This window comes from Agrococcus sp. SCSIO52902, from assembly GCF_022983135.1.
Taxonomy (GTDB): domain Bacteria; phylum Actinomycetota; class Actinomycetes; order Actinomycetales; family Microbacteriaceae; genus Agrococcus; species Agrococcus sediminis.
This window is the reverse complement of record NZ_CP095269.1, coordinates 1,011,438-1,034,199: the sequence shown is the minus strand read 5'-3', so window position 1 is coordinate 1,034,199 and position 22,762 is coordinate 1,011,438. Positions and strand designations below refer to the sequence as shown.

20 protein-coding genes are annotated in these 22,762 nt (G+C 74.8%); 8 read left to right on the top strand and 12 right to left on the bottom strand.

From position 1 onward, the window contains the following. Window positions 1-19: 19 nt before the first annotated feature. Both MU522_RS05125 and MU522_RS05120 read right to left on the bottom strand, forming a co-directional pair. Window positions 20-1,339 carry an FAD-dependent monooxygenase gene (locus tag MU522_RS05125; RefSeq protein WP_246992930.1) on the bottom strand — a complete coding sequence of 440 codons (1,320 nt, stop codon included), beginning with the start codon at window positions 1,337-1,339 and terminating at the stop codon, window positions 20-22. Window positions 1,340-1,364: 25 nt separating this feature from the next. Beyond that, the gene (locus tag MU522_RS05120) at window positions 1,365-1,715 is read right to left on the bottom strand and encodes a pyrophosphatase (RefSeq protein WP_205649614.1); all 351 of its coding nucleotides are present in this window, start codon (window positions 1,713-1,715) and stop codon (window positions 1,365-1,367) included. Window positions 1,716-1,751: 36 nt separating this feature from the next. On the opposite strand from MU522_RS05120, the gene MU522_RS05115 reads away from it, so the two are divergent. After that, window positions 1,752-2,249 (top strand): carbonic anhydrase, encoded by a 498-nt coding sequence (locus tag MU522_RS05115; RefSeq protein ID WP_128189097.1) that lies wholly within the window; start codon window positions 1,752-1,754, stop codon window positions 2,247-2,249. A gap of 69 nt (window positions 2,250-2,318) precedes the next feature. After that, complete coding sequence (locus MU522_RS05110) at window positions 2,319-3,488, top strand: aminotransferase class I/II-fold pyridoxal phosphate-dependent enzyme (RefSeq protein ID WP_246992929.1); 1,170 nt, start codon at window positions 2,319-2,321, stop codon at window positions 3,486-3,488. 82 nt (window positions 3,489-3,570) lie between these two features. On the opposite strand, the gene MU522_RS05105 is transcribed toward MU522_RS05110, so the two are convergent. Beyond that, entirely contained in the window at window positions 3,571-4,518 is a 948-nt protein-coding gene (locus MU522_RS05105; RefSeq protein ID WP_246992927.1) for a nucleoside hydrolase, read from the bottom strand. A 64-nt stretch (window positions 4,519-4,582) separates the two neighbouring features. Between MU522_RS05105 and MU522_RS05100 the strand changes: the two genes are divergently transcribed. Further along, entirely contained in the window at window positions 4,583-5,287 is a 705-nt protein-coding gene (locus tag MU522_RS05100; RefSeq protein ID WP_246992924.1) for a GNAT family N-acetyltransferase, read from the top strand. On the opposite strand, the gene MU522_RS05095 is transcribed toward MU522_RS05100, so the two are convergent. Together MU522_RS05095 and MU522_RS05090 are read right to left on the bottom strand one after the other, a co-directional pair. Beyond that, a complete protein-coding gene (locus MU522_RS05095; RefSeq protein WP_146354513.1) occupies window positions 5,280-5,636 on the bottom strand; it encodes a VOC family protein in 357 nt (118 codons plus the stop codon). The genes MU522_RS05100 and MU522_RS05095 overlap by 8 nt on opposite strands. A gap of 64 nt (window positions 5,637-5,700) precedes the next feature. Next, window positions 5,701-6,534 (bottom strand): CPBP family intramembrane glutamic endopeptidase, encoded by an 834-nt coding sequence (locus MU522_RS05090; RefSeq protein WP_246993454.1) that lies wholly within the window; start codon window positions 6,532-6,534, stop codon window positions 5,701-5,703. 173 nt (window positions 6,535-6,707) lie between these two features. On the opposite strand from MU522_RS05090, the gene MU522_RS05085 reads away from it, so the two are divergent. Then, window positions 6,708-7,424, top strand: coding sequence for an ABC transporter ATP-binding protein (locus MU522_RS05085; protein ID WP_246992922.1), 717 nt, complete (start codon window positions 6,708-6,710; stop codon window positions 7,422-7,424). Further along, window positions 7,421-8,728, top strand: coding sequence for an FtsX-like permease family protein (locus MU522_RS05080; RefSeq protein WP_246992920.1), 1,308 nt, complete (start codon window positions 7,421-7,423; stop codon window positions 8,726-8,728). Before MU522_RS05085 ends, MU522_RS05080 begins: the two co-directional genes overlap by 4 nt. A 9-nt stretch (window positions 8,729-8,737) precedes the next feature. Here MU522_RS05080 and fgd read toward each other — a convergent pair whose 3' ends face one another. Together fgd and MU522_RS05070 are read right to left on the bottom strand one after the other, a co-directional pair. After that, window positions 8,738-9,742: a glucose-6-phosphate dehydrogenase (coenzyme-F420) gene (gene fgd / locus MU522_RS05075; RefSeq protein ID WP_146354519.1), complete on the bottom strand. Its 1,005-nt coding sequence runs from the start codon at window positions 9,740-9,742 to the stop codon at window positions 8,738-8,740. A 29-nt stretch (window positions 9,743-9,771) separates the two neighbouring features. After that, window positions 9,772-14,016, bottom strand: a complete 4,245-nt coding sequence (locus MU522_RS05070) for a bifunctional proline dehydrogenase/L-glutamate gamma-semialdehyde dehydrogenase (protein WP_246992918.1) — start codon at window positions 14,014-14,016, stop codon at window positions 9,772-9,774. Between the two features lie 153 nt (window positions 14,017-14,169). Between MU522_RS05070 and MU522_RS05065 the strand changes: the two genes are divergently transcribed. Then, window positions 14,170-15,753, top strand: a complete 1,584-nt coding sequence (locus tag MU522_RS05065) for an NAD(P)/FAD-dependent oxidoreductase (RefSeq protein ID WP_246992916.1) — start codon at window positions 14,170-14,172, stop codon at window positions 15,751-15,753. Between the two features lie 12 nt (window positions 15,754-15,765). Here the strand turns inward: MU522_RS05065 and MU522_RS05060 are convergent, their stop codons facing one another. Further along, window positions 15,766-16,335, bottom strand: a complete 570-nt coding sequence (locus MU522_RS05060; protein WP_246993452.1) for a thioesterase family protein — start codon at window positions 16,333-16,335, stop codon at window positions 15,766-15,768. Window positions 16,336-16,443: 108 nt separating this feature from the next. Here MU522_RS05060 and MU522_RS05055 point away from each other — a divergent pair, with 108 nt between their 5' ends. Further along, window positions 16,444-17,307, top strand: a complete 864-nt coding sequence (locus MU522_RS05055; protein ID WP_246992914.1) for a rhodanese-related sulfurtransferase — start codon at window positions 16,444-16,446, stop codon at window positions 17,305-17,307. 29 nt (window positions 17,308-17,336) lie between these two features. Then, window positions 17,337-17,822: a GNAT family N-acetyltransferase gene (locus tag MU522_RS05050; protein ID WP_128190262.1), complete on the top strand. Its 486-nt coding sequence runs from the start codon at window positions 17,337-17,339 to the stop codon at window positions 17,820-17,822. Here the strand turns inward: MU522_RS05050 and MU522_RS05045 are convergent, their stop codons facing one another. The 4 genes from MU522_RS05045 to nirB are packed head-to-tail and all read right to left on the bottom strand — an operon-like array spanning window position 17,823 to window position 22,727. Beyond that, window positions 17,823-18,536 (bottom strand): CbiX/SirB N-terminal domain-containing protein, encoded by a 714-nt coding sequence (locus tag MU522_RS05045; RefSeq protein WP_246992912.1) that lies wholly within the window; start codon window positions 18,534-18,536, stop codon window positions 17,823-17,825. It abuts the gene before it with no gap. Continuing rightward, complete coding sequence (cobA, locus tag MU522_RS05040) at window positions 18,533-19,768, bottom strand: uroporphyrinogen-III C-methyltransferase (RefSeq protein WP_246992910.1); 1,236 nt, start codon at window positions 19,766-19,768, stop codon at window positions 18,533-18,535. Before cobA ends, MU522_RS05045 begins: the two co-directional genes overlap by 4 nt. Next, on the bottom strand, window positions 19,765-20,136 hold the full coding sequence (gene nirD, locus MU522_RS05035) for a nitrite reductase small subunit NirD (RefSeq protein ID WP_246992908.1): 372 nt from the start codon (window positions 20,134-20,136) through the stop codon (window positions 19,765-19,767). Before nirD ends, cobA begins: the two co-directional genes overlap by 4 nt. Further along, window positions 20,133-22,727 carry a nitrite reductase large subunit NirB gene (gene nirB / locus MU522_RS05030; RefSeq protein WP_246992906.1) on the bottom strand — a complete coding sequence of 865 codons (2,595 nt, stop codon included), beginning with the start codon at window positions 22,725-22,727 and terminating at the stop codon, window positions 20,133-20,135. The genes nirD and nirB overlap by 4 nt, the downstream gene beginning before the upstream one ends. Window positions 22,728-22,762 lie beyond the last annotated feature (35 nt).

The following is a 22,762-nucleotide window of genomic DNA, read 5'->3' as shown; positions in this document are numbered from 1 at the left end:
GGTCGCCTCAGGGGTCGCGTCAGCGCTTGGCGCGCGGGCTGCGCCAGTGCAGCATCCAGTCGCTGGCGATCTCGGCGAGCGTGGTCGGCAGCAGGTTGTAGGCGCCGTTGCGCGCGGCGACGAGCACCGAGCTGCGCGTCTCGGTCGTGACGCGCGCGAGGCGGTGCGAGAGCTGCTTGAAGCGGTCGGTGCGGCGGATGCGCTCGCTGTCGTAGGCGCGCAGGGCCTGCTCGAGCGGGTGGTCCTGCAGCAGGATGCCGAGCGTCGCGGCGTCCTCGAGGGTGAGGCTGCCGCCCTGGCCGAGCGTCGGGAGCATCGCGTGCGCGGCGTCGCCCAGCAGCACCACGCCGGGCCGGTGGAAGGACTTCAGGGGTGTCGGGAGCCAGTGCAGGTCGCGCCGCATCACCGAGGCCTGCGGCGTGGCCGCGATGTGGTCGCGCACCTCGGGCGCCCACGTGTCGAACCGCTCGCGCGCCGCCTCGAGCTCGTCGCGCGACGTGCGTCCCATCCGGGCGTGCGCCATGCCCCACCAGTAGACGCGGCCGCCGTCGATCGGCACCATGCCGAACTCGGCGCCGCTGCCGACGTACTGCCGCATCCCGCTCGGCGAGTCGGCCTCCGCCTGCACGACGCCGTACCAGCAGGTGGCGCCCGAGTAGTCGGTCGCCGCCTTCGGCCAGAGCGCCTTCCGCACGGCGGAGTCGATGCCGTCGGCGCCGATCACGAGGTCGGCCTCGATCGTCTCGAAGCGCGACTCGCGCGACTCGCGCACCTGCTGCTTGGTGGCGCGGCGCTCGGCGCGCCGGTCGATGGGGTCGTCGCCGGGCTCGAGGGCCCGCTGGAGCCGCCGGCCGAGGCGGATGCCGCGCGCGCGGACCTGCCGCTGCTGCCGCTCGAGCCTCGCGTCGGTGGCGTCGGGGTCGGCCGCGCCGTGCTCGATCGTGACCGACGGGCGGGCGCCGGACGACGCATCCGACACCCCCACGACGCGCATGCCGGTCTCGACCTCGCGGCCGCCGCCGACGATGTCGAGCAGGGTCGAGCGGTGCAGCGCGTGCAGCGCGCTCGAGTCGAAGGTCGAGCCCTGCTGCAGCGGCGAGCCCTGATCGGTGAAGACGCCCTCGGGCATCGAGCGCACGGCGCGGTCGCGCACCTCGTCGCCGACGCCGAGCTCGTCGAGCGCCTCGAGGCCGTTGCTCGCGATCGCGATGCCCGCACCTGTCGTGCGGGGCCGCTCGGCCGCCTCGAGCACCCGCACCTGCCAGCCGGCGGCCTCGAGGCCGCGGGCGGCGGCGAGCCCGCCGAGTCCTGCACCGACGATGATGGCGGTCTGCGTCATGCCCCCGAGGCTAACCCGTGCCGCCTCAGTCCTGCTGGGGCGCGTCGTGCTCGCCGGCCCGCTGCGACACGCGGCGGTCCCAGACGAGCCACTTCTCGTCGATCGCCTGCTCGATGTCGACCCCCGTGGCCTCGGCGAGCGCGAGCAGCATGCCCACCGCATCCGCGAGCTCGAGCGCGAAGCGGCGGTCGATCTCCTCGGGGCTGTGGCCCTTGTCGCGCTGCCGCCCGGTCTTCGCGAGCCATGCCTGCACGACCTCGCCGACCTCCTCCTGCAGCTTGAGCACGAGCCAGTCCGCGTCGCGCTCGAAGCCGTAGACCTCGGCGTAGCGGAGCGAGATCGCATCGATCTGCTGGGCGAGGGCGCGCATCTCCATGCGGGCCATGCTCGCACGCGGCCCTAGATTGTGAGCATGGACTCCGCTTTCGACGACCTCCTCCAGCACAACCGGGACTTCGCCGCCACCTTCGCCCTGCAGGGCTTCGACGGCGTTGCGAAGTCGGGCGTCGCGATGGTCACCTGCATGGACTCGCGGATCGACCCGCTCGGCATGATCGGGCTCGAGCCCGGCGACGCGAAGATCCTGCGCAACCCCGGCGGGCGGGCCACGGAGCGCACGCTCGTCGCGCTCGTGCTGGGCGTCAACCTGCTGAACGTCGACCGCATCCTGCTCGTGCAGCACACGCGCTGCGCGATGGCCTCGAAGTCGGAGCGCGAGCTGCTCGTCGACATCTCGCAGGCCGCGGGCGTCGACGCCTCGTGGCTCGACCTCGGCGCGATCGAGCACCAGCGCCTGTCGATCATCCAGGACGTGCACCGCGTGCGGTCGCACCCGCTCATCGGCGAGCGCGCCCAGATCGGCGGCTTCCTCTACGACGTCGACACGGGGCTGCTCGAGCAGGTCGCCTGACCCGCGCCGGCCACACCGGATCGCTCCGCCGGCCTGGCACCGGATCGGCCGAGCGTTCAGGATGGGGTCATGGTGAACCCCTTCGAGCAGGTGCCCCTCGACCGGCTGCGCGAGCGCACGAGCATCAAGTGGCGCTTCTTCGAGCCCGACGTGCTGCCGCTGTGGGTGGCCGAGATGGATGTGCTGCCGGCTGAGCCCATCACGCGCGCCGTGCACGACGCGATGCTGCGCGGCGACACCGGCTACCCGTGGGGCACGGGCTACGCGGAGGCGTTCGGCCGCTTCGCCGCCGACCGCTGGGGCGCCTCGGTCGAGGTCTCGCGCACCGCGCTCGTGAGCGACGTCATGATGGGCGCGTTCGAGCTCATCCGCCTCCTGACGCCGCCCGGCGGCGCGGTGATCGTGACGAGCCCGGTGTACCCGCCGTTCCACGCCTACTCGGCGCACGCCGAGCGTCGGGTGGTCGAGGCGCCGCTCGGCGATGACCTGCGGCTCGACCTGAGCACGATCGAGGATGCGTGCGCCCGGGTCGGCGACGCGGGCGCGGTGCTGCTGCTGTGCAACCCGCACAACCCGACCGGCACGGTGCACACCCGGGCCGAGCTCGAGGCGCTCGCGCAGGTCGCCGCGCGCTACGGCGTGCGCGTCATCTCCGACGAGGTGCACGCGCCGCTGCTGTTCGACGCGACGTTCACGCCCTACTGGGAGGTCGACCCGCACGGCTTCTCGCTCACGAGCGCGTCGAAGGCCTGGAACCTCGCGGGGCTGCGCACCGCCCTCATCGTCGGCGGCGCCGAGACCGGCGCGGACCTCGGCGAGATCGCGGAGGTCGTGAGCCACGGCCCCTCGCACCTCGCCTCCATCGCGCACGTCGCCGCGTTCGACGAGGGCCGCGGCTGGCTCGACGAGGTGCTCGCGGGGCTGCGCGGCAACCGGACGCTGCTCGCGCGCCTGCTGGCCGAGCACGCGCCGTCGATCCGCTGGCGACCGGGCGAGGCGACGTTCCTCGCGTGGCTCGACTGCCGGGGCACGCGCGTCGCCGAGCCGGGATCGGTCGCCGACCCGGGCTACGTGGGCCTCTCGACCGGGCCGGCGAAGGCCTTCCTCGAGCAGGCGCGCGTCGGGCTGAACGCCGGCGAGGCCTTCGGCGCCGGTGGCGAGAACCACGTGCGCCTCAACCTCGGCACCCGCCCGGACGTGCTCGAGGAGGCAGTGCGGCGGATGGGCGGGGTCGCGTAGCGCTCCCGGGACCCCTTCGACCGAACGGGACCCGGTGCACCGGGTCCCGTCGGGTCGATCGGGTCCCGCTCGCGAGCGGGCGCTACGGCGCCGCCGCGATCAGGTCGACCATGCGCTCCTCGAAGCCCGGCTCGACCTCCATCACGACGCGGTGGCGGGCGCCCTCGCGCTCGGGCCACTCGCCCCACGCGCCCTCGAGCGTCGTGGCGGTGCGGCCGCGCGAGGGCCCGTCGCCGCAGTCGACCGTCACGTCGACGATCGGCGAGAGCGTCGTGCGCACGAGCCCCGTCGCGACCGCGAGCGCGAGCGCGTCGTGGTTGCCCGACGCGCGCTGCCCCGTGTAGCCCTCGTAGTAGCGCAGGTAGAAGTCGAGGATCCGGTCGCAGAACCGCCCCGCCGCTCCCCCGGCGGCGAGCCGCTCGCGGTGCGCGTCGGTGATGAGCGAGGTCATCGTCACGTCGAGCCCGACCATCGTCAGCTCCCACGGCGCGTCGAAGACGACCTGCGCCGCCTCCGGGTCGTGCCAGATGTTGGCCTCTGCCGTCTCCGACACGTTGCCGGGCGCGAGGGCGGCACCGCCCATCACGGTCACCTGGCGGATGCGCTCCGGCAGCGTCGGGTCGGCGTCGAGCGCCGCCGCGAGGTTGGTGAGGGGCCCGACTGCGACGATCTCGAGGGCGCCGGCGTGCTCGTGGCTGAGCCGCAGCAGCAGCTCGACCGCGCTCTCGGCCGCGAGCTCCGGCACGTACGCCGTGTCGGCGCATCCGCCCAGCCCGTCGGCGCCGTGCACCTCGGGCGAGAAGGCCGCTCGCGCGCCGCTCCGCGGGCCGGCGGCGCCGACCGCGATCGGCACGTCGCCGTGCCCGACGAGCCGCAGCACCTCGGAGGTGTTGCGGGCGCCCTGCGCCACGTCGACGTTGCCCCACACGACCGTGCACCCGACGAGCTCGATCTCGTTCGAGAGCGCGGCGGTGAGCAGGGCGAGGGCGTCGTCGATGCCCGTGTCGACGTCGAGGAGCACGCAGGTCACGGCTTCGAGCCTAGGCCTGGCGAGCCTCCCGTGCCCCGCGCACGCGAGGACGACACTGGTCGCCATGATGGGCATGCCGGATGTGCCGCAGCGCGACCGCGCACGGCTCCGGGCGGCGTGGGCCGAGGCGCTGGGCACCGCGCCGCGCGCCTTCGACGGCGACGGCGTCACGCCCATCGCGCGCGACGACCTCGACTCGGTGGTGGTCGTCGAGCTCGGCACCGCGATGGTCGTCGCCGGGCCGGCCCCGGCGCTCGCCGCCACGCGGACGCTCGGCCGCGCGGCGCTGCGCGACGCGGCCGCGATCGCCGAGGCGCTGCCCGGCTCGCGCGCGATCGGCTCTGCGCACCTGCTCTTCACGGGCACGCGACCAGCGCATCCGCCCCACGAGGTCGTGCCGGCGACCGACCGCGACCTCGTGCTCGTGCGGGAGGCGGTCGCGCTCGAGGAGTGGGAGGAGGCGGGCGTGGAGCCGATGGAGCGGCTCTGGGCCGTGCGCGACGGCGCACAGCCGCTCGCGGTCGCCGGCTACCAGCGGTGGCGCTCGACGATCGCGCACATCGGCGTCGTGGCCGCCGCCTCGCATCGCGGGCGAGGCCTCGGCGGCTCGGTGGCGGCCGCAGCGGTGGCCGCAGCGATCGACGCGGGGCTCGTCGTGCAGTGGCGCTGCCGGGTCGGCAACCCCGTGTCGCTGCGGATCGCCGACGCGCTGGGCTTCACGCGCGTCGGGGTGCAGGCGGCGGTGGCGCTGCCGACCGGCGTCAGCTGAGGCAGAGGCAGAACGGATGCCCGGCGGGGTCGAGGAAGACGCGGAAGGTCTCGCCCGGCTGGTGCTCGTGCTTCGTCGCGCCGAGCGCGAGCGTCGCCGCCTCGGCCTCGTCGAGGTCGTCGACGACCACGTCGAGGTGCATCTGCTGCGGGTGCTCCTGGCCCGGCCAGTCGGGCGCCGCGTAGCCCTCGACCTGCTGGAAGCAGATGCACTGGCCCTCGGGGCCGCGGATCTCGACCCAGTCGTCGGCCTCCGAGACGGTGTAGTCGAGCAGGGCGCCGTAGAAGCGCCCGAGGGCGGCGGCGTCGGGGCAGTCGATGACGACGGAGGGGTAGCGTGCGATGGCCATGCGGGCGACGCTACGCCCGGCGGCCGACATCCGGAACCCCGGATGCGCGCGGCCCGAGCACGGGTCAGAACCCGTGCACGAGGGGGAAGATCGGCAGCGCCTCCTGGTGGTGCGCGTGCACGATCACGAGCCACACGACCGCGTCGAACAGCAGGTGCACGGTCACGACGTAGAAGAGGTTCTTCGTCCAGGAGAAGATCGCGCCCTGCACGAGCGCGAACGGGATCGTCAGCAGCGGCCCCCACGACTGGTAGCCGAGCTCCCACAGGAACGACACGAAGATCGCCGCCTGCAGCAGGTTGGCGAGCCACGGCCGGAAGTGCCGCATGAGCAGCGTGTAGACGGTGCAGATGAAGAACAGCTCATCCCACAGCCCCACCGCGTTGACGCCCACGAACAGCCGTGCCACCTCGTGCGCCTCGTCCACCGCGGGCCAGTTGCGGTAGACGCCCGAGGTGAGGAAGTAGAACGGCAGGATCAGGTAGGCGAGGAAGACGACCACCACGAGGTAGGTCCACATGCGGCGCGTCCAGCGCCCGCCCGCCCACGGGAAGCGGATCGCGTGGTCCTGGAAGCCCCATCGGGTGATCACGTACGGGATGAGCACGGCGCCGCCGAGCGCGACCGTGAAGCGCGCGATGCCCTCGTTCGTGATGTCGGCGTGCAGCGAGATGAAGCTGATCCACGTGAGCGCGATGGCGATGAGCGCGAGGTCCTGCCCGAGCTTGCGCGAGCGGCCCTCGCGGTCGGTGAGGATGCCGCCGACCACGCCCGCGACGAGCGGCAGGTAGCCCCAGTCGGTGAGCACCCAGAACAGCAGCACCGCGCCGAGCGAGACGAGCGCCGCGGGCACGATGGCGATCGGATGCGTCGGGGCGCCCTCGGCGGCGATCGTCAGCGAGCGCGGCCACGGCGCGGGCCGCGGCGCGGGGGTGCTCTCGGCGGCGATCGTCACGCCACCAGCCTACGGAAGGGGGCCTGGTCATCCGCACGGATGATCCGCATCCGCCCCCGGATGCAAAGGCGGCCGGATCCCGCCCGCGGCGGCCCCGGCGCTGCTCGGATGGGGCCATGCACAGCGACCGACTCGACGCGCAGCGTCTCACCCACACCTACGGCACCGGCGACGCGGCAGCGCCCGCGCTCGCCGACGTCTCGATCACCATCGGCGCGCACGGCCCGGAGGCCGTCGCCATCATGGGCCCCTCGGGCTCCGGCAAGTCGACCCTCCTGCACGTGCTCGCCGGCATCGTCGCCCCCGACGACGGCCGCGTCGCGTGGCGCGGCCGCGACCTGGCGACCATGCGCGACGGCGAGCGCACCCGGCTGCGCCGCAGCGACTTCGGCTTCGTCTTCCAGTCGGGGCAGCTGCTGCCCGAGCTGCCCGCGATCGAGAACGTCGCGCTGCCGCTCATGCTCGGCGGGGGCTCCCGCACCGGCGCCGAGGCGGCGGCCGGCGCGCTGCTGCACCGGCTCGGCCTCGGCGACATGCTCACGCGCCGGCCGGGCGAGCTCTCGGGCGGGCAGGCGCAGCGGGTCGCGATCGCCCGCGCGCTCGTCGGCAGCCCCGGCATCGTCTTCGCCGACGAGCCGACGGGCGCGCTCGACCGCTCCACGGGCGACGCGGTGATGAGCCTCCTCATCGGCGCGACGCTCGGCCACGGCGCCTCGCTCGTCGTCGTGACGCACGACCCCGAGGTGGCCGCGATGTGCTCGCGCGTCGTGCGGCTGCAGGACGGCCGGATCGTCAGCGACGAGCCGGCGGCGACGGCAGGGGCGTCCCGATGAGCGCGCTGCGGCTCTGGCTGCGGCTCGCCCGCGCCACGGGGCCCCGCGCGACCGACGTGCTGAGCGCGACGGCCTTCGCCTTCGCGACCGCGGCGCTCCTCGCGGTGCTCGGCGGCGTCGAGGCGTTCCGGATGCGCCTCGAGACCGGCGTCGTGGATGCGTCGTCGGGCGCGTTCGTGCTCACCCTCGCCTTCGTGGCGGCCGCGCTGCTGCTGCCGGCGGTCTGGACGCTCGCGCAGGCGGCCGTGCGGCTCGCGGTCGCCCGGCGCGACGACCGCCTCGCCGCCCTGCGGCTCGCGGGCGCGACGCGCGGCCAGGTGACCGCGCTCGCCGTGCTCGACGCCCTCGCGCAAGCGGTCGTCGGCGTGCTCGTGGGGGCGATGCTCGCGCTCGCCGTGACGCCCGGGCTCGCGCGCATCGAGTTCCAGGGGCAGCCGTTCGGCCCCACCGAGCTGCTGCCGCCCGTGTGGGTGTGGGCTGCGGCCGGCGGCGCGGTCGTCGCGATCGCCGTGGGCGCCGCGCTCGCGTCGCTGCGCCGCGTGCACGTGACGCCGCTCGGCGTCGCGCAGCGGGTGCGGCCCCGGCGGCTGTCGCTCTGGCGCGCCGCCGGGTTCGCGCTCGCCGCCGCCGCCTACGTCGTCGTCGTGGTGCTCGACCTGGTGCCGAAGGAGACGGCCGTGTCGATCGCGCTCGTGTCGATCGTGGTGCTCGCGTACACGCTGCTCGGGCCGCTCGTCATCCAGGGCGTCGCGTGGCTCGTCGCGAAGGGCGCCCGCAGCCCCGCGACGCTGCTCGCCGCTCGCCGCGTGGTCGACGACCCGCGCGGAGCGTTCAACATCGTCGGCGCGATGGCGATCGCCGTGATGGCCGGCGGCTTCGCATCGCTCGCGCCGGCGATGGCCGGCGGCACCGACCAGCTGAGCGCCGACATGGCGACCGGCGCGGCGCTCACGATCGCGATCGCGGGCGTGCTCGGCGCGGTGCTCGCGGGCATCGCCCAGTCGGCGAAGGTGCTCGACCAGCGGCGCGAGCACCAGGCGATGCACCGGATGGGCGTCGACCTGCCCGTCATGCGCGCGGCGATCGTGCAGCAGGTGGCGCTGCCGCTCGTCATCGGCGTGGGCGGGGCTGCCGGCGCCGCGCTGCTGCTGATCCTGCCGACCTTCATGCTCTGGATGTCGAGCCCCGGGTCGGTGCTCACGTGGGCGCTGCTCACGCTCGGCGCGGCCGCGGTGACGCTCGCGGTGACGTCGGCGGCGCTGCCGCTCGTGCGCCGGGTCGCGACGGAGGCGGCGCCGGCCTGAGCTGCGCGGCTAGCGGGGCAGGAGCGGCAGCACATCCTCCGAGAGCTGCTCGAGGAAGCGCCGCTGGTCGTGCCCCGGCCCGTGCAGCACCAGGTGGGTGAAGCCCAGGTCGACGTAGTGGGCGATCGCGCCCGCGACCGCCGACGCATCCGACCCCACGATCCAGCGCCTCGCCACCTGCTCGATGGGCAGCTCGTCGGCGAGGCGCTGCATCTCGATCGGGTCGTGCACCGCGTGCTTCTGCTCCTGCGTGAGCGAGAGCGCGCCCCAGAAGCGGGTGTGCTCGAGCGCGGCGTCGGCGTCGCGGTCGTACGAGACCTTGATCTCGATCATCCGGTCGACCTCGGCCGAGGCGCGCCCGGCCTTCTCGAGCCCCTCCTCGAGGTTCGCGACGATCGTGTCGCGGTAGTACTCGTCGCCCTTGCCCGAGGTGCAGATGTGCCCGTCGGCGAACCGCGCGGCGTAGCGCGTCGTCGCGGGGCCGCCGCCGGCGACGTAGATGGGGATGCGCGCGCCCGCGTCGGCGGGGTCCGGCCGGTCGTAGATCGTCGCCCCGTGGGTCGCGTAGTACTCGCCCTCGAAGTCGACCCGCTCCTCGGCCCACAGCTGCCGGATGAGGCGCACCGACTCGCGCAGCCGCGCGAAGCGCTCCTTCAGCTCGGGGAACTCGACGCCGATCGCCTGCTCGTTGAGCGCCTCGCCGGTGCCGACGCCGAGGATGAGGCGGCCCGGGTGCACCTGCCCGAGCGTCGCGAACTGCTGCGCGACGACCGCCGGGTGGTAGCGCAGCGTGGGCGTGAGCACCGAGGTGCCGAGCACGATCGACGAGGTGCGCTCGAGCGCCATGCCGAGCCAGGCGACGGCGTTGGGCGCGTGGCCGCCCTCGTGCCGCCAGGGCTGCAGGTGGTCGCTGATGAACGCGCTGTCGAGCCCGACCCGCTCGGCGAGCTGCACGAGGTCGAGCAGCTCGGCGGGCGAGAACTGCTCGGCGCTGGCCTTGTATCCGTACCGCATGGAGCCAGTCAAGCACCGGCTCCTGCGCGTCACACGCGCAGCGCCTGCAGCACCGTGTCGGGGTTGCCGAAGCGGTGGGCGGTGATCGACACCGCCTGCTCGCGCACGAACGGCAGCAGCTCGATGCGGCCCTCGGTCGTGACGGGGCCGTCGTAGACCGCGACGCGAGCATTGCCGGCGAGCGCGTCGCGCAGCCCCGGGTCGGTGCCGATGAGGCGGATGCGCCGCACCGGCTCGGTCACGCGCATGAGTCCGAGCGCATCCTCGCTCTGCACCGGCTCGAGCGCCTCGCCCGAGCGGATGCGCTCGTGGAAGGCGGCGTCCGACTCCTCGACGACCTCCTCGATGCGCACGTGCGGCAGCGCGTGGCGCGAGAGCCGCACGATGCCGCTCGGCACCTCCACGGCGCTCGAGATGCGCACGACGGCTCGCGTGCGGGCGGCGGCGGCGAGCAGGCGCACGAGGTCGACGACCTGGCCGTCCTCGGCGAGGCGCAGCAGCACCTCGGCCGGCCGGTAGCGGAGGACGTTGCGCTCGACGCCGAGCGCCGAGACGTCGCGGGAGAGGCCGAACTCCTCCTCCCACCACGTCTGGTCGCTGTTGGCCCCGGCACGCACGCGGTCGAACTCGACGAAGTCGAGCGCGGGCGTCGCCGCCTCGATGAGCTCGGCGACCCGCTTGTCGAGACCGTGCAGGCGCACCGACTTCTTGGGCTCCGACGGCACGGGCTCCCAGTCGACGAGCGTCGCGAGGTAGTTGGGTCCGCCGGCCTTGGCGCCGGGCCCGACCTGCGAGAGCTTCCAGCCGCCGAACGGCTGCCGCCGCACGATCGCGCCCGTGATGCCGCGGTTGACGTAGAGGTTGCCGGCCTGCACCTCGGCGAGCCAGTGCGCGACCTCGTCGGGGTCGAGCGAGTGGATGCCGGCGGTGAGCCCGAACTCGGTGGCGTTCTGCACCTCGATCGCCTCGTCGAGCGTGTCGACCTCGATGAGCGACAGGTGCGGGCCGAAGAGCTCGGTGAGGTGCGTGCTCGCGCCCGGGAGCACCGCGTCGCGGATGCCGGGCGACCAGAGCCGGCCCGACGCATCCAGCCGCCGCGGCTCGAGCAGCCACTCCTCGTCGTGCTCGAGGGTGGTGAGCGCCTCGAGCAGCGCGCCGGACGCCGGCTCGATGAGCGGGCCGATGTGCGTGCGCGCGTCGAGCGGCGAGCCCACGCGCAGCGTCGACGCGGCGTCGACGAGCTGCCGGCGGAACCGCTCGCTGTCGCCCGCGGTGTCGACGAGGATGACGACGGATGCGGCCGAGCACTTCTGCCCGGCGTGCAGGAAGGCGCTGCGCACGATGTCGGCCGCCGCCTGCTCGAGGTCGGCCGAGGGCGTGACGATGATCGAGTTCTTGCCGCTCGTCTCGGCGACGAGCGGCAGGTCGCTGCGCCAGGAGGTGAAGAGCTCTGCCGTCTTCGAGGAGCCGGTGAGGATGAGCCTGCCGACGGCCGGGTGCGAGACGAGCCGCTGCGACACGTCGCCCTCGGGCACGTCGCACAGCACGAGCACCTCGCGCGGCACGCCCGCCTCCCACAGCGCCTCGCACAGCACCGCCGCCGAGCGCCGAGCCTGGGGCGGGGGCTTCAGGATGACGGCCGAGCCGGTCGCGAGCGCCGCGGTCACGCCGCCGCACGGGATCGCGACGGGGAAGTTCCACGGCGGCGTCACGACGGTGAGGTGCACGGGCTTCGGGCGCGCGTCGTCGAGCTGCTCGAGCAGCGGCGCCTGCTCGGCGTAGTAGCGGGCGAAGTCGACCGCCTCGGACACCTCGGGGTCGGCCTCGGCGAGCGTCTTGCCCGTCTCGGCCATCATCACCTCGATGAGGCGGCCCCGGTACACGCCGAGCGTCTCGGCCGCGTCGCGCAGCACCTCGGCCCGACGCTCCGCGCCCAGCGCCGCCCATCCGTCGGAGGCCTGCGCCGCCTTGTCGATGCGGCGCTCGAGCGTCGGCCAGTCCTCGATGCGGTTGAGCTCGAGGGTGCGCAGCCCCAGCTGCGAGTCGGCGGCGCGCTGCACGATCTGCCGCGCCCACGCGCGGTTGGCCGCGAGCGACGGGTCGCTGTCGGGCTCGTTCTCGAAGCCGTCCGGATGCGCGACCGAGACGGCGAGGTCGCCCAGGCGGTCCTGGGTGCGGGTGGGCCGCGGCGCGCCCGCGGCGTCCTCGGCGCGCTGCAGCTCGAGCGACGCGAGGAAGCGGTCGCGCTCGCGCTGGAACACGGCCGGGTCGTCGAGCGAGAACATGCTCGACATGAAGTTCTCGCCGGAGGCGTTCTCCTCGAGCCGGCGGATCAGGTAGGCGACGGCGGCGTCGAACTGGTCGGGCCGCACGACGGGCGTGTAGAGGATGAGGCTCGGGAAGTCCTCGCGCACGGCGGCGCGGTGGTCGGCGGCCATGCCGAGCAGCATCTCGGCGTCCATGCGCTGGAGGGTGCCGTGGTGGCGGGCGAGCTCGGCCGCGTAGGCGAGGTCGAAGAGGTTGTGGCTCGCGACGCCGAGCCGCACCGCGAACGCGTTGTCGGGCAGCAGCGCCTCCTGCAGCACGCGCTTGTAGTTGGCGTCGCTCGCGGCCTTGGATCCGACGACCGCGAGCGGCCAGCCGTGCAGGGCGGCGTCGACCCGCTCCATGGCGAGGTTCGCGCCCTTCACGAGCCGCACCTTGATGCCCGCGCCGCCGTTCGCGCGGCGCTCCTTCGCGAACGCCGCGAGCCGGCGGTAGGCGGCGAGCGCATCGGGCAGGTACGCCTGGAGCACGATGCCGGCCTCGAGCCGGGCGAGCTCGGGCCGGGTGAGGAGGCGCTCGAAGACCGCGATCGTGAGGTCGAGGTCGCGGTACTCCTCCATGTCGAGGTTGATGAACTTCGGCGGGCTCGACTCCGCGGCGAGCCGGTAGAGCGGCAGCAGGCGGTCGACGACCTGGTCGACGGTCTCGTCGAACGCCCACAGCTGCAGCTGCGGCGCGACGCCCGACACCTTGATCGAGACGTAGTCGACGTCGTCGCGGCGCAGCAGCGCGGTCGTGCCCTCGAGCCGGCTCGCGGCCTCGTCCTCGCCGAGCACCGCCTCGCCGAGCAGGTTGATGTTGAGGCGCGTGCCGTCCTCGCGCAGCTTCGCGAGCGGGCGGGCGAGCCGGCCCGGTGTCGCGTCGATGACGAGGTGCGAGACCATCTCGCGCATCGCCCGCTTCACGAGCGGGATGATGAGCTTCGGCGTCACGATGCCGAAGCCGCCGCCGACCGTGATGCCGAGCTTGAGGTACCAGTCGAGGAAGCCGGGGATGTCGCGGCTGAGCGCCTCGAAGTTGCGGGCGCTCACCTTCGGGTCCTCGGGCCGCACGACCTTGTCGACGAAGCCGATGGCGAAGTCGAGGCCGGCCGGATCCTGCAGGAGGCCGGCGAGCCGCTCGGCCGCCCGGTCGGGCTTCGCGGCGCCCGGCCGGTCGAGCCAGCGGCGCACGCGTTCGATCGCCGCGAGCGCGAGCGCGTCGTCGGTGGCCGGGTCGGTCAGCTCGACCGGTGCCGGCGCGGGGGCCGCCGCGACCGGGTTGGGCACGGCCTCGGGCGCCGGTGCTGGCGGCTCGGGAGCGGGCTCCGGCTCGGGCTCGGCAGCCGGGGCGGGCGCGGGCGCCGCGAGCTCCTGCTCGAGGTCGACCGCCGACATCGCCTCGGTGGGCGGCAGCTGCGGCTCGGGGGTCACCGCGTGGTGCTCGCGCGCCACGGCGTCCTCGGCGTCGGTCGGGCGGGGGTGCACGGCGCGCCGCGTGAGCGGGGCTGGCGGGGCCGCCTCGACCGGCTCGACCACGCGCGCATCGTCGGGCACCGGCGCCTGCGCGACGGCGGCCAGCTCCGACTGCAACTCGGCGACGTCCATCTGCACGGTCGGCACGTCGGCGACCTCCTGCGACAGCGACCAGCCGCTCGCGGGCGGCTCCTCCGCCGAGCGCGCGAGCCCCGGCGCCTCGACCGGCACGTACGGGTTGACCGCGGCCGCGAACGTCGCGGCGTCGACCTCGAACGCCGGCCCCGAGTCGGGCAGCGGGGGCGCGTGCAGCGGCGCGTCCTCGTCGGCGTCCTGCTCGTCGACGACCTGGATCGGCTCGGTCAGCCCGAGCCCGGCGCCGTCGGGCACGATCGGCTCGTCGTCGTCGGACGCGAGCTGCCGCTGCGCCTCCGCGCGCTCGATGCCCTCGGCGATGAGGGCGTCGAAGTCGTCGTCCCTGGGCTGGTCGGTCATGCCGCATATCGTATGCGCGCGCGGACGGCGGGCCGCGGCGCCGGGCGGTGCACCGGGCCTCGCCGCCGGGGAGCCACGTGTGGTTGGGTTGGCCTCGGCAGGGTCGAGTCCGGCGCCGACCGCGTGCGTCGGCGCCCCAGCGAAGGAGCAGCAGTGCCGAGCGTCGCCATCATCGGCGGGGGCCACAACGGCCTCACCGCCGCCGCCTACCTGGCCCGCGCGGGCGTCGACGTCACCGTGCTCGAGCGGCTGCCGCACGTGGGCGGCGCTGCCGTCTCGGCGCAGGCGTTCGACGGGCTCGACGCGAACCTGTCGCGCTACAGCTACCTCGTCAGCCTCATGCCCGAGCAGATCATCCGCGACCTCGGCCTCGACGTGCGGCTCGCCCGCCGCCGCTACTCCTCCTACACGCCCGTGCCCGGCGGCGACCGCGGCCTGCTCGTCGACGCGGGCGACGAGGCGGCCACGCGCGCGTCGTTCGCGGCGATCGGCGCCGCCGACGACGCCGACGGGTTCGCGGCGTTCTACGACCGCACCACGCGGCTCGCCGCGGCCCTGTTCCCGACGCTGACGCAGCCGCTGCCCACGCGGCAGGCCGCGCGGGAGGGCGCGGGAGCCGCATCCGCGTGGTCCGAGATCGTCGACGCCCCGATCGCCGACGCGATCGAGGCGGCCGTCGGCCACGACCTCGTGCGCGGCGTGATCGCGACCGACGCGCTCATCGGCACGTTCGCCGCGCTCGACGACCCGGGGCTCGAGCAGAACCGCTGCCTGCTGTACCACGTCATCGGCGGCGGCACCGGCGACTGGGACGTGCCGATCGGCGGCATGGGGCAGGTCTCGGGCGGCCTCGAGGCCTCGGCGCGCGCAGCCGGCGCGAAGATCCTCACCGGCGTCACCGTCACCCGCGTCACGCCCGACGGCGAGGTCACGTGGGAGGAGCGCGTCGGCGGGCTTCCGACCGGCACGCCCGGGCTCGCGATCGGCACGCAGCTGACCGCCGAGTTCGACCTCGTGCTCTCGGCGGTCGCGCCGCACGTGCTCTCGGCGCTGCTCGGCGAGGCGGGCGTCGCCACCCCGCGGCCCGAGGGCGCGCAGGTGAAGGTCAACATGCTGCTGTCGCGCCTGCCGCGGCTGCTCGACGACGTCGCGCCGGGGGCGGCCTTCGGCGGCACCTTCCACATCAACGAGACCTACACGCAGCTGCAGCGCGCCTACGCGGAGGCGGCGGGCGGCCGCATCCCGGATCCCCTGCCGTGCGAGATCTACTGCCACTCGCTCACCGACCCGACGATCCTGGGCCCCGACCTGCGCGCATCCGGCGCCCAGACGCTCACCGTCTTCGGCCTGCACGTGCCCGACCGGCTGCTCACCCCCGAGACCAACGACGGGATGCGCGTGGCGCTCGAGGAGGCGGTGGTCGCGTCGCTCGACTCGGTGCTCGCCGAGCCGATCCGGCCGCTGCTGCTCGAGGGCGGGGCGGGGCCCGCGATCGAGACGAAGACGACCCTCGACATCGAGGAGGCGCTCGCGATGCCGGGCGGCAACATCTTCCACGGGCCGCTGTCGTGGCCCTGGCTCGAGCACGAGCCCACCTCGGTGGCCGAGGCGTGGGGCGTCGCGACGGGGCACGCCCGGATCCTGATGGCCGGCTCGGGCGCGCGCCGCGGCGGCGCCGTCTCAGGGATCGGCGGCCACAACGCCGCGCACGCGGCGCTCGAGCTGCTGCGCCCGTAGGCGCGCGGCGGACTAGCGCGGGATGCGCCCGGCCCAGTCGGAGGCGTGGCTCGCGCGAGCGGGCGGCAGCGCGTTGAGCTTGGCCCAGTCTGCGACGCGCTGGTCGAGCTCGGGCAGGTCGACGACGATGCCGGCGGCCTCGAGCACCTCGACGACGCGCGCGGTCTTCGCCGTGCCGACGCCCTTCTCGATGAAGCGGCCCTGCACGACGCCGCGCGCGTGCAGCTCGCCGTCGACGACGAAGCGCTGCTGCAGGTAGATGGCGCGCTCGTCGGCGCCGAGCACGGCGGTCTCGATGTCGAAGCGCTGCCAGAGGTCGAGGCTGCGGCGGTAGACCATCGACGACTGCCCGACCACCGCGTAGATGCCCGCCTTCGAGAGCACCGCCGACATGCCGGTGCGGTTGGTCATGTCGACGCGCGCGAGATCCATGTAGGAGGGGTAGCGGCCGTTGTTCATGTGCCCGAGCAGGTCGATGTCGGTCGGCAGCACCACGAACGACGTCTTCGCGACGTCGCCGATGCCGAGCTCCGGCTTGCCACGGCTCTTCACGGTCATGGCGAGCAGCCACTGCAACCACATGTTCACGGGGATCCATCCTGCCCGACGCGGCCGGCGCATCCGCTCGCCCTTGGCGCTCCCCCACAGCGCCGCGCGCCGCCGGCCGCCGGCGGCTGGGAGAATCGTCGGATGCACCGAGTGCTGCTCTACTACCGCTTCACGCCCATCGCCGACCCCGAGGCGGTGCGGCTGTGGCAGCACGCGCTGTGCACGTCGCTCGGCCTCACCGGGCGCATCATCATCTCGGCGCACGGCATCAACGGCACTGTGGGCGGACCGGTGGATGCGTGCAAGCGGTACGCGCGGGCGACCCGGGAGTACTCGGGGTTCCGCGGGATGGACATCAAGTGGTCGGCCGGCACTGGCGACGACTTCCCGCGGCTCACCGTGAAGGTGCGCGACGAGATCGTCACCTTCGGCGCCCCCGACGAGCTCGCGGTCGACGTCGACGGGGTCGTGGGCGGCGGCCGGCACCTGAAGCCCGGCGAGCTGCACCAGCTCGTCGCCGAGCGCGACGACGTCGTGCTCTTCGACGGCCGCAACCGCTTCGAGGCCGAGATCGGGCGCTTCCGGGGCGCGGTCGTGCCCGACGTCGACACCACCCGCGACTTCGTGGCGCTGCTCGACTCGGGCGCCTACGACCACCTGAAGGACAAGCCGGTCGTCACCTACTGCACCGGCGGCGTGCGGTGCGAGGTGCTCTCGTCGCTCATGCGCTCGCGCGGCTTCGAGGAGGTGTACCAGCTCGACGGCGGCATCGTGCGCTACGGCGAGACCTTCGGCAACCAGGGCCTCTGGGAGGGCTCGCTGTACGTCTTCGACGAGCGGCGCACGATGGACTTCGGCTCGGGCGCCGCCGTGCTCGGCACGTGCGGCCGCTGCGGCGCACCGACCGGCGGGATGGGCAACTGCGCCGTCTGGTCGTGCCGCAAGCAGGTGCCGACGTGCGAGGCGTGCGAGCCCGCGTGCGCGGCGCACGTCGACGCCGCCTGATCACGGGATCCGCCGGATACGCTGGCCGCATGGGCGACGGCGCGATCAGCATCCGACAGGCGACGACCGCTGACGCCGAGGCCCTGCTGCCGCTCCTCGCCGCCCACCGCCACGCCGACGAGGAGGACGAGAAGGTCGACCGCTACCGCGAGCGCCTCGTCGCCCTCGTCGAGAACCCGGCGCACCACATCGTCGTCGCCGAGCAGGACGGCGAGCTGCTCGGCTACGCCGCCGCCCAGGACTACGGGCCCGCCCCGCACCGCGACTGGTCGATCGCCCGCATGCACGACCTGTGGGTGTCGCCGGATGCGCGCGGCCGGGGCGCGGGCACGGCGCTGTTCGAGGCGGTGCGGGAGTGGGCCGAGCACCACACGAAGGTGCGGGTGCTCGAGTGGCAGTCGCTCGAGGTCGCGAAGGCGTTCTACGCGAAGCTCGGCCTCTCGGGCGAGCGCGTCGACGAGGCCGACCCGCGCGAGCTGTACGAGATCGAGGTGCACCTGCCCGCGAGGGAGTGATCAGGCGGCCTCCCGAAGGTCCGCCGCCGCGGCGAGGTAGCGCTCGACGACGACCTCGACGATGCGCCCGTCGACGCCGAGCGGGCGGGAGACGCGCTCGGCGCCCGCCGCCAGCACCCGCGACTGGAAGTGCCCGGGCGCCAGCAGGTACGAGGCGATCGACACCGGCGCCGCGCCGTCGGCGCGCGCGAGCGCCACCGCGCCCGGCACGGTGGGCTCGACGGCTGAGCCGTAGCCGAGCACGGGGCCCGTGCCCGTCAGCGCCGCGAAGCGCTCGCGCACCGCCTCGACCGCCGGCACGGTCGACGCGCGGCTCGAGCCGGCGACGGCCAGCACGACCGGGTCGCGCGGATCGGCGCCGAGGGCGAGCCAGCGGTCGGCGAGCACGGCGGTGATGCGGTCGTCCGGCCCGAGCGGCGGCGCGGCCACCACGCCGCGGCGCTGCCGGGTGGCGCGGCGGACGTCGATCTCGACGTGGAACCCGGTCGAGAGCAGGAGCGGCACGATGACCGCGGGCCGGGGCGCGAGCGCCGCCACCACGTCGGGGAGCGCCGGCTGCTGCACGTCGACGAACGCCTCGACGACGTCGACCCCGGGCAGCCGGTCGGCGGTGAGCTCGAGCAGCGCGCGGATCGTGGCGCGGCCGGCCGGGTCGGCGGTGCCGTGCGAGCAGCCGACGAGCACGGGACGCGCGGTGACGCCGCCGCCGCTCATGCGCCGCCTCCCGCGACCCCGGCGAGCGCCGGCTGTGGCCCCAGCAAGCCGAAGCGCGCCACCTCGCCGACGACGATCACCGCCGGCGAGCGCACCCCGGCCTCGGCCGCGATGCCGGCGATCCCGGCGAGCGGCCCGCGCACGACGCGCTGCCGCGGGGTGGTGCCCTCCTCGACGACGGCGACCGGCAGGCGCGGATCGGCTCCGGCCGCGAGGGCTGCGTCGGCGATCGCCTCGAGCATCGCGACGCCCATGAGCACCACGAGGGTCGTGCCGCCCTCGCGCAGCAGCGCGAGCGTCGACGGCGCGAGCGCCTCGTGGCCGGTCGCGACGGCGAACGCGCGGGCGACGCCGCGGTGGGTGACGGGGATCCCGGCGGCGGCAGGCACGGCGATGGCGCTCGAGATGCCGGGCACGACCTCGACCCGCACGCCGGCGTTCGCGCACGCGATGTGCTCCTCGCCGCCGCGACCGAAGACGAAGGGGTCGCCGCCCTTCAGGCGCACCACCACGTGCCCCTCCAGCGCGCGGTCGACGAGGATGCGGTCGATCTGCTCCTGCGGCACCGGGTGGTGGCCGGGTCGCTTGCCCACCTCGATCACCTCGACCCCCTCGGGGAGCCCGTCGAGCACGCCGCGCGCCCCCAGCCGGTCGACCACGACGACGTCGGCCTCGGCGATGGCGCGCCGGCCGCGCACGGTCAGCAGCTCCGGGTCGCCCGGCCCGCCGCCGACGAGCACGACCCGGCCCTCGCCGCCGGAGCGGCGGCGGCGCAGATCGATGCCGCCCTCGTCGACGACGCCCGCGAGCGCCCGGGCCACCGCGCCGGCCCGCCGCGGGTCCGCGCCGACTGCCGACGAGACGCCGATGCGCAGCTCGCCGGTGCGGGCGGTCGCGACCGTGCGGGCGCTGCCCTCGGCGCCGCTGCCCGCGTGCACGCACCACAGCCGCCGCTCCTCGGCCCAGGCGGCGACCCGCAGGTCGACCGCCGGGTCGCCGGTCGCCGTGTGCACGAGCCAGCCGCCGTCGAGGTGCTCGGGGCGGATGCGCTCGGCGGCGTGCCGCACGAGGCCCTGGGCCAGGAGGGCGGCGAGGTCGTCGCAGAGCTCCGGCGCCACCACGAGCACGTCGGCGCCGTCGTCGGCGTAGGCCCTCGCGCGGCGGGCGCTCACCGCGCCGCCCCCGGCCATGACGACGAGGCGACCCTGCAGGTCGAGCGCGATCAGGCTCATCCGGCCACCTCCACGACGCCGTCGACGACGCGCACCCGATAGGAGCGCAGGGGCCGGGGCTCCTCCCCCTTCGGGTCGAGGCACTCTCCCGTGTCGAGGTCGAAGACGTGCTTGAACATGGGCGAGGCGATGGTCGGCCGCCCCCGGCGCGTGCCCACGAGGCCGCGGCTCATGACGTTCGCGCCGCCCGCGTACGGATCGGCCTGCTGCACCGCGCGGAGCCGGCCGTCGTGGAGGAGGAAGACCGCGACCTGCTCGCCGCGCACCAGGGCGGCGATGCCGCGCTCGGGGTGCAGGGCGGCGAGCGGGCAGACGCGCCACCATGCGGCGGCGTCGATGCGGGCGGGGGCGTCGGCGATGAGCGTCATGCGTGGATCTCCAGTCCGCTGCGGGCGAGGGGCGCGCCGGATGCGCGCTCCGAGGCCGAGGCCGGTCGGTGCTGCCCGCGCTCGGGCACGTAGGCGAGGTCGGGGTCGGGCGCGTCCGGCGCGTTCACGAACGAGACGAAGCGCTGCAGGCGCTCCGGATCCTCGAGCGTCGCGCGCCACTCGTCGCGGTAGGCGTCGACATGGTCGCGCATAGTGGCGTCGAGCTCGTCGGCGATGCCGAGCGAGTCCTCGAAGATCACGCGGCGCAGCCCCTCGATGCCGCCCTCGAGCTCCTCGATCCAGCGGGCGGTGCGCTGCAGCCGCTCTGCGGTGCGGATGTAGTAGACGATGTACCGGTCGATGGCGCGCACGAGCGCGTCGTCGTCGAGATCCTCGGCCAGCAGCTCGGCGTGCCGCGGCGTGAAGCCGCCGTTGCCGCCGACGTACATGTTCCAGCCGCGCTCGGTGGCGATCACGCCGACGTCCTTCCCGCGCGCCTCCGCGCACTCGCGGGCGCACCCCGAGACGCCGAACTTCAGCTTGTGGGGCGACCGCAGCCCGCGGAACCGCAGCTCGAGCAGCACCGCCATGCCCACGGAGTCCTGCACGCCGTAGCGGCACCACGTGGAGCCCACGCACGACTTCACGTTGCGCAGCGCCTTCCCGTACGCCTGCCCCGACTCGAAGCCCGCATCGATGAGCTTCGCCCAGATGCTCGGCAGCTGCTCGATGCGGGCGCCGAACATGTCGATGCGCTGGCCGCCGGTGATCTTCGTGTAGAGCCCGAACTCCTTCGCCACCTGCCCGACCGCGATGAGGCCGTCGGGCGTCACCTCGCCGGCGGGCATGCGCGGCACGACCGAGTAGGTGCCGTCCTTCTGCATGTTCGCCATCACGTGGTCGTTGGTGTCCTGCAGGCTCGCCCGCTCGCCGTCGAGCACGTGGCCGCCGGCCACGAAGGCGAGCACCGAGGCGATCGCGGGGCGGCAGATGTCGCAGCCGCGACCGCCGGTGCCGTGGCGCTGCAGGATCTCGCTGAAGGTGCGCGCGCCCGAGATGCGCACGGCGTCGAGCAGCTCGCGGCGGCTCAGCTCGAAGTGCTCGCACATGGCGCGGCTCACCTCGATGCCGGCGCGCTCGAGCTCAGCGCCGACGAGCTTCGTGGCGAGCGGCACGCACGAGCCGCACGCGGCGCCGGCGCCGGTGCAGCCCTGCACCTCGGCGAAGGAGGCGCAGCCGTCGACGTGCACCGCGTCGCGCAGCGCCCCGGCGGTCACGCCGTTGCAGGAGCAGACGATCGCGTCGTCCGGCAGGCCGTCGCCCGCCGGGGGCACGCCGTCGCCGGGCAGCAGGTACGCGGCAGGGTCGGTGCCCAGCGAGCGGCCGACGAGCGGCCGGAGCCCCGCGTAGGCGCTCGCGTCGCCGACGAGCATGCCGCCGAGGAGCGTCTGCCCGTCGTCCGACAGCACGAGCTTCTTGTAGACGCCGGCAGTCGGGTCGGCGTAGACGACGTCGACGGCGCCCTCGCCGCGCCCGAACGCGTCGCCGAAGCTGGCGACCTCGACGCCCGCGAGCTTGAGCTTCGCGGATGCGTCGACGGGCCCGAGCGTGCGGGAGCCGCCGAGCAGGCGGTCGGCGACGACGTCGGCCTGCTCGTTGCCGGGAGCGATGAGGCCCCACACCTGGCCGTCCACCGTGGCGACGTCGCCGATCGCCCAGACGCCGCCTGCGCTCGTGCGGCACGCCTCGTCGATGCGGACGCCGCCGCGCGGGCCGAGCTCGATGCCCGCGATCGCCGCGAGCTCGTCCCGCGGGCGGATGCCCGCGGCCACGATCACGAGATCGGCCTCGAGCCGCGCGCCGTCCGGGAGCGCGACTGCCGCCACCCGGCCGTCGGCGCCGGCCGCGAGCGCGCTCGCACGGGAGCCGGTGCGCACGTCGACGCCGCGCTCGGCCAGTAGCAGCCGCGCGGCCTCCCCGCCGCCCGCGTCGAGCTGCGCCGAGAGGATGTGCCCGGCCGACTGCGCGATCGTCGCGTCGGCGCCGAGGCCGCGCACGGCGCCGGCCGCCTCGAGGCCGAGCAGGCCGCCGCCGAGCACGACCGCGCGCGGACGGCGACCGGTCGGCGCTGCCGCGAGCAGGGCCTCCACCTCGGCCTCGATGGCCATGACGTCGGCGAGCGAGCGGTAGACGAAGACGCCCGGCAGGTCGGTGCCGGGGATCGGCGGCAGCGCGGCGTCGGCGCCGGTCGCGAGCACGAGCTGCTCCCACTCGTGCACCTCCCCCGAGGCGGCGCGGGCGGTGCGCGCGTCGAGGTCGATCGCCTCGATCGCGTCCCCGAGCACCAGCCGCACGCGCGGATCGGCCCACAGCAGCGGCCGCCCGAGCTCGAGGCCGGCGGCGGGCGTGCCGGAGAGGTAGGAGGTGAGCGCGACGCGGTCGTAGGGGCGCCACGGCTCGTCGCCGACCACGGTGATGCTGCAGGCGCCGTCGCGGTCGGCGGCGCGCAGGCGGTCCACCAGTCGATGCGCCACCATGCCGGCGCCCACGACCAGCACGCGCTGGGGTCCGGGCTGCGTCTCGTCGATCATGGCTCCGACGCTACGGAGGCCCCGTTTCGACGCGT

What these genes read in the sequence shown, in the direction of transcription:
- MU522_RS05125 (WP_246992930.1), bottom strand. Translation starts at nt 1,339, where the DNA reads ATGACGCAGACCGCCATCATCGTCGGTGCAGGACTCGGCGGGCTCGCC.
- MU522_RS05050 (WP_128190262.1), top strand. Translation starts at nt 17,337, where the DNA reads ATGGGCGACGGCGCGATCAGCATCCGACAGGCGACGACCGCTGACGCC.
- MU522_RS05095 (WP_146354513.1), bottom strand. Translation starts at nt 5,636, where the DNA reads ATGGCCATCGCACGCTACCCCTCCGTCGTCATCGACTGCCCCGACGCC.
- MU522_RS05110 (WP_246992929.1), top strand. Translation starts at nt 2,319, where the DNA reads ATGGTGAACCCCTTCGAGCAGGTGCCCCTCGACCGGCTGCGCGAGCGC.
- cobA (WP_246992910.1), bottom strand. Translation starts at nt 19,768, where the DNA reads ATGAGCCTGATCGCGCTCGACCTGCAGGGTCGCCTCGTCGTCATGGCC.
- MU522_RS05060 (WP_246993452.1), bottom strand. Translation starts at nt 16,335, where the DNA reads ATGTGGTTGCAGTGGCTGCTCGCCATGACCGTGAAGAGCCGTGGCAAG.
- MU522_RS05120 (WP_205649614.1), bottom strand. Translation starts at nt 1,715, where the DNA reads ATGGAGATGCGCGCCCTCGCCCAGCAGATCGATGCGATCTCGCTCCGC.
- MU522_RS05100 (WP_246992924.1), top strand. Translation starts at nt 4,583, where the DNA reads ATGATGGGCATGCCGGATGTGCCGCAGCGCGACCGCGCACGGCTCCGG.
- fgd (WP_146354519.1), bottom strand. Translation starts at nt 9,742, where the DNA reads ATGCGGTACGGATACAAGGCCAGCGCCGAGCAGTTCTCGCCCGCCGAG.
- MU522_RS05085 (WP_246992922.1), top strand. Translation starts at nt 6,708, where the DNA reads ATGCACAGCGACCGACTCGACGCGCAGCGTCTCACCCACACCTACGGC.
- MU522_RS05045 (WP_246992912.1), bottom strand. Translation starts at nt 18,536, where the DNA reads ATGAGCGGCGGCGGCGTCACCGCGCGTCCCGTGCTCGTCGGCTGCTCG.
- nirB (WP_246992906.1), bottom strand. Translation starts at nt 22,727, where the DNA reads ATGATCGACGAGACGCAGCCCGGACCCCAGCGCGTGCTGGTCGTGGGC.
- nirD (WP_246992908.1), bottom strand. Translation starts at nt 20,136, where the DNA reads ATGACGCTCATCGCCGACGCCCCCGCCCGCATCGACGCCGCCGCATGG.
- MU522_RS05115 (WP_128189097.1), top strand. Translation starts at nt 1,752, where the DNA reads ATGGACTCCGCTTTCGACGACCTCCTCCAGCACAACCGGGACTTCGCC.
- MU522_RS05080 (WP_246992920.1), top strand. Translation starts at nt 7,421, where the DNA reads ATGAGCGCGCTGCGGCTCTGGCTGCGGCTCGCCCGCGCCACGGGGCCC.
- MU522_RS05070 (WP_246992918.1), bottom strand. Translation starts at nt 14,016, where the DNA reads ATGACCGACCAGCCCAGGGACGACGACTTCGACGCCCTCATCGCCGAG.
- MU522_RS05055 (WP_246992914.1), top strand. Translation starts at nt 16,444, where the DNA reads ATGCACCGAGTGCTGCTCTACTACCGCTTCACGCCCATCGCCGACCCC.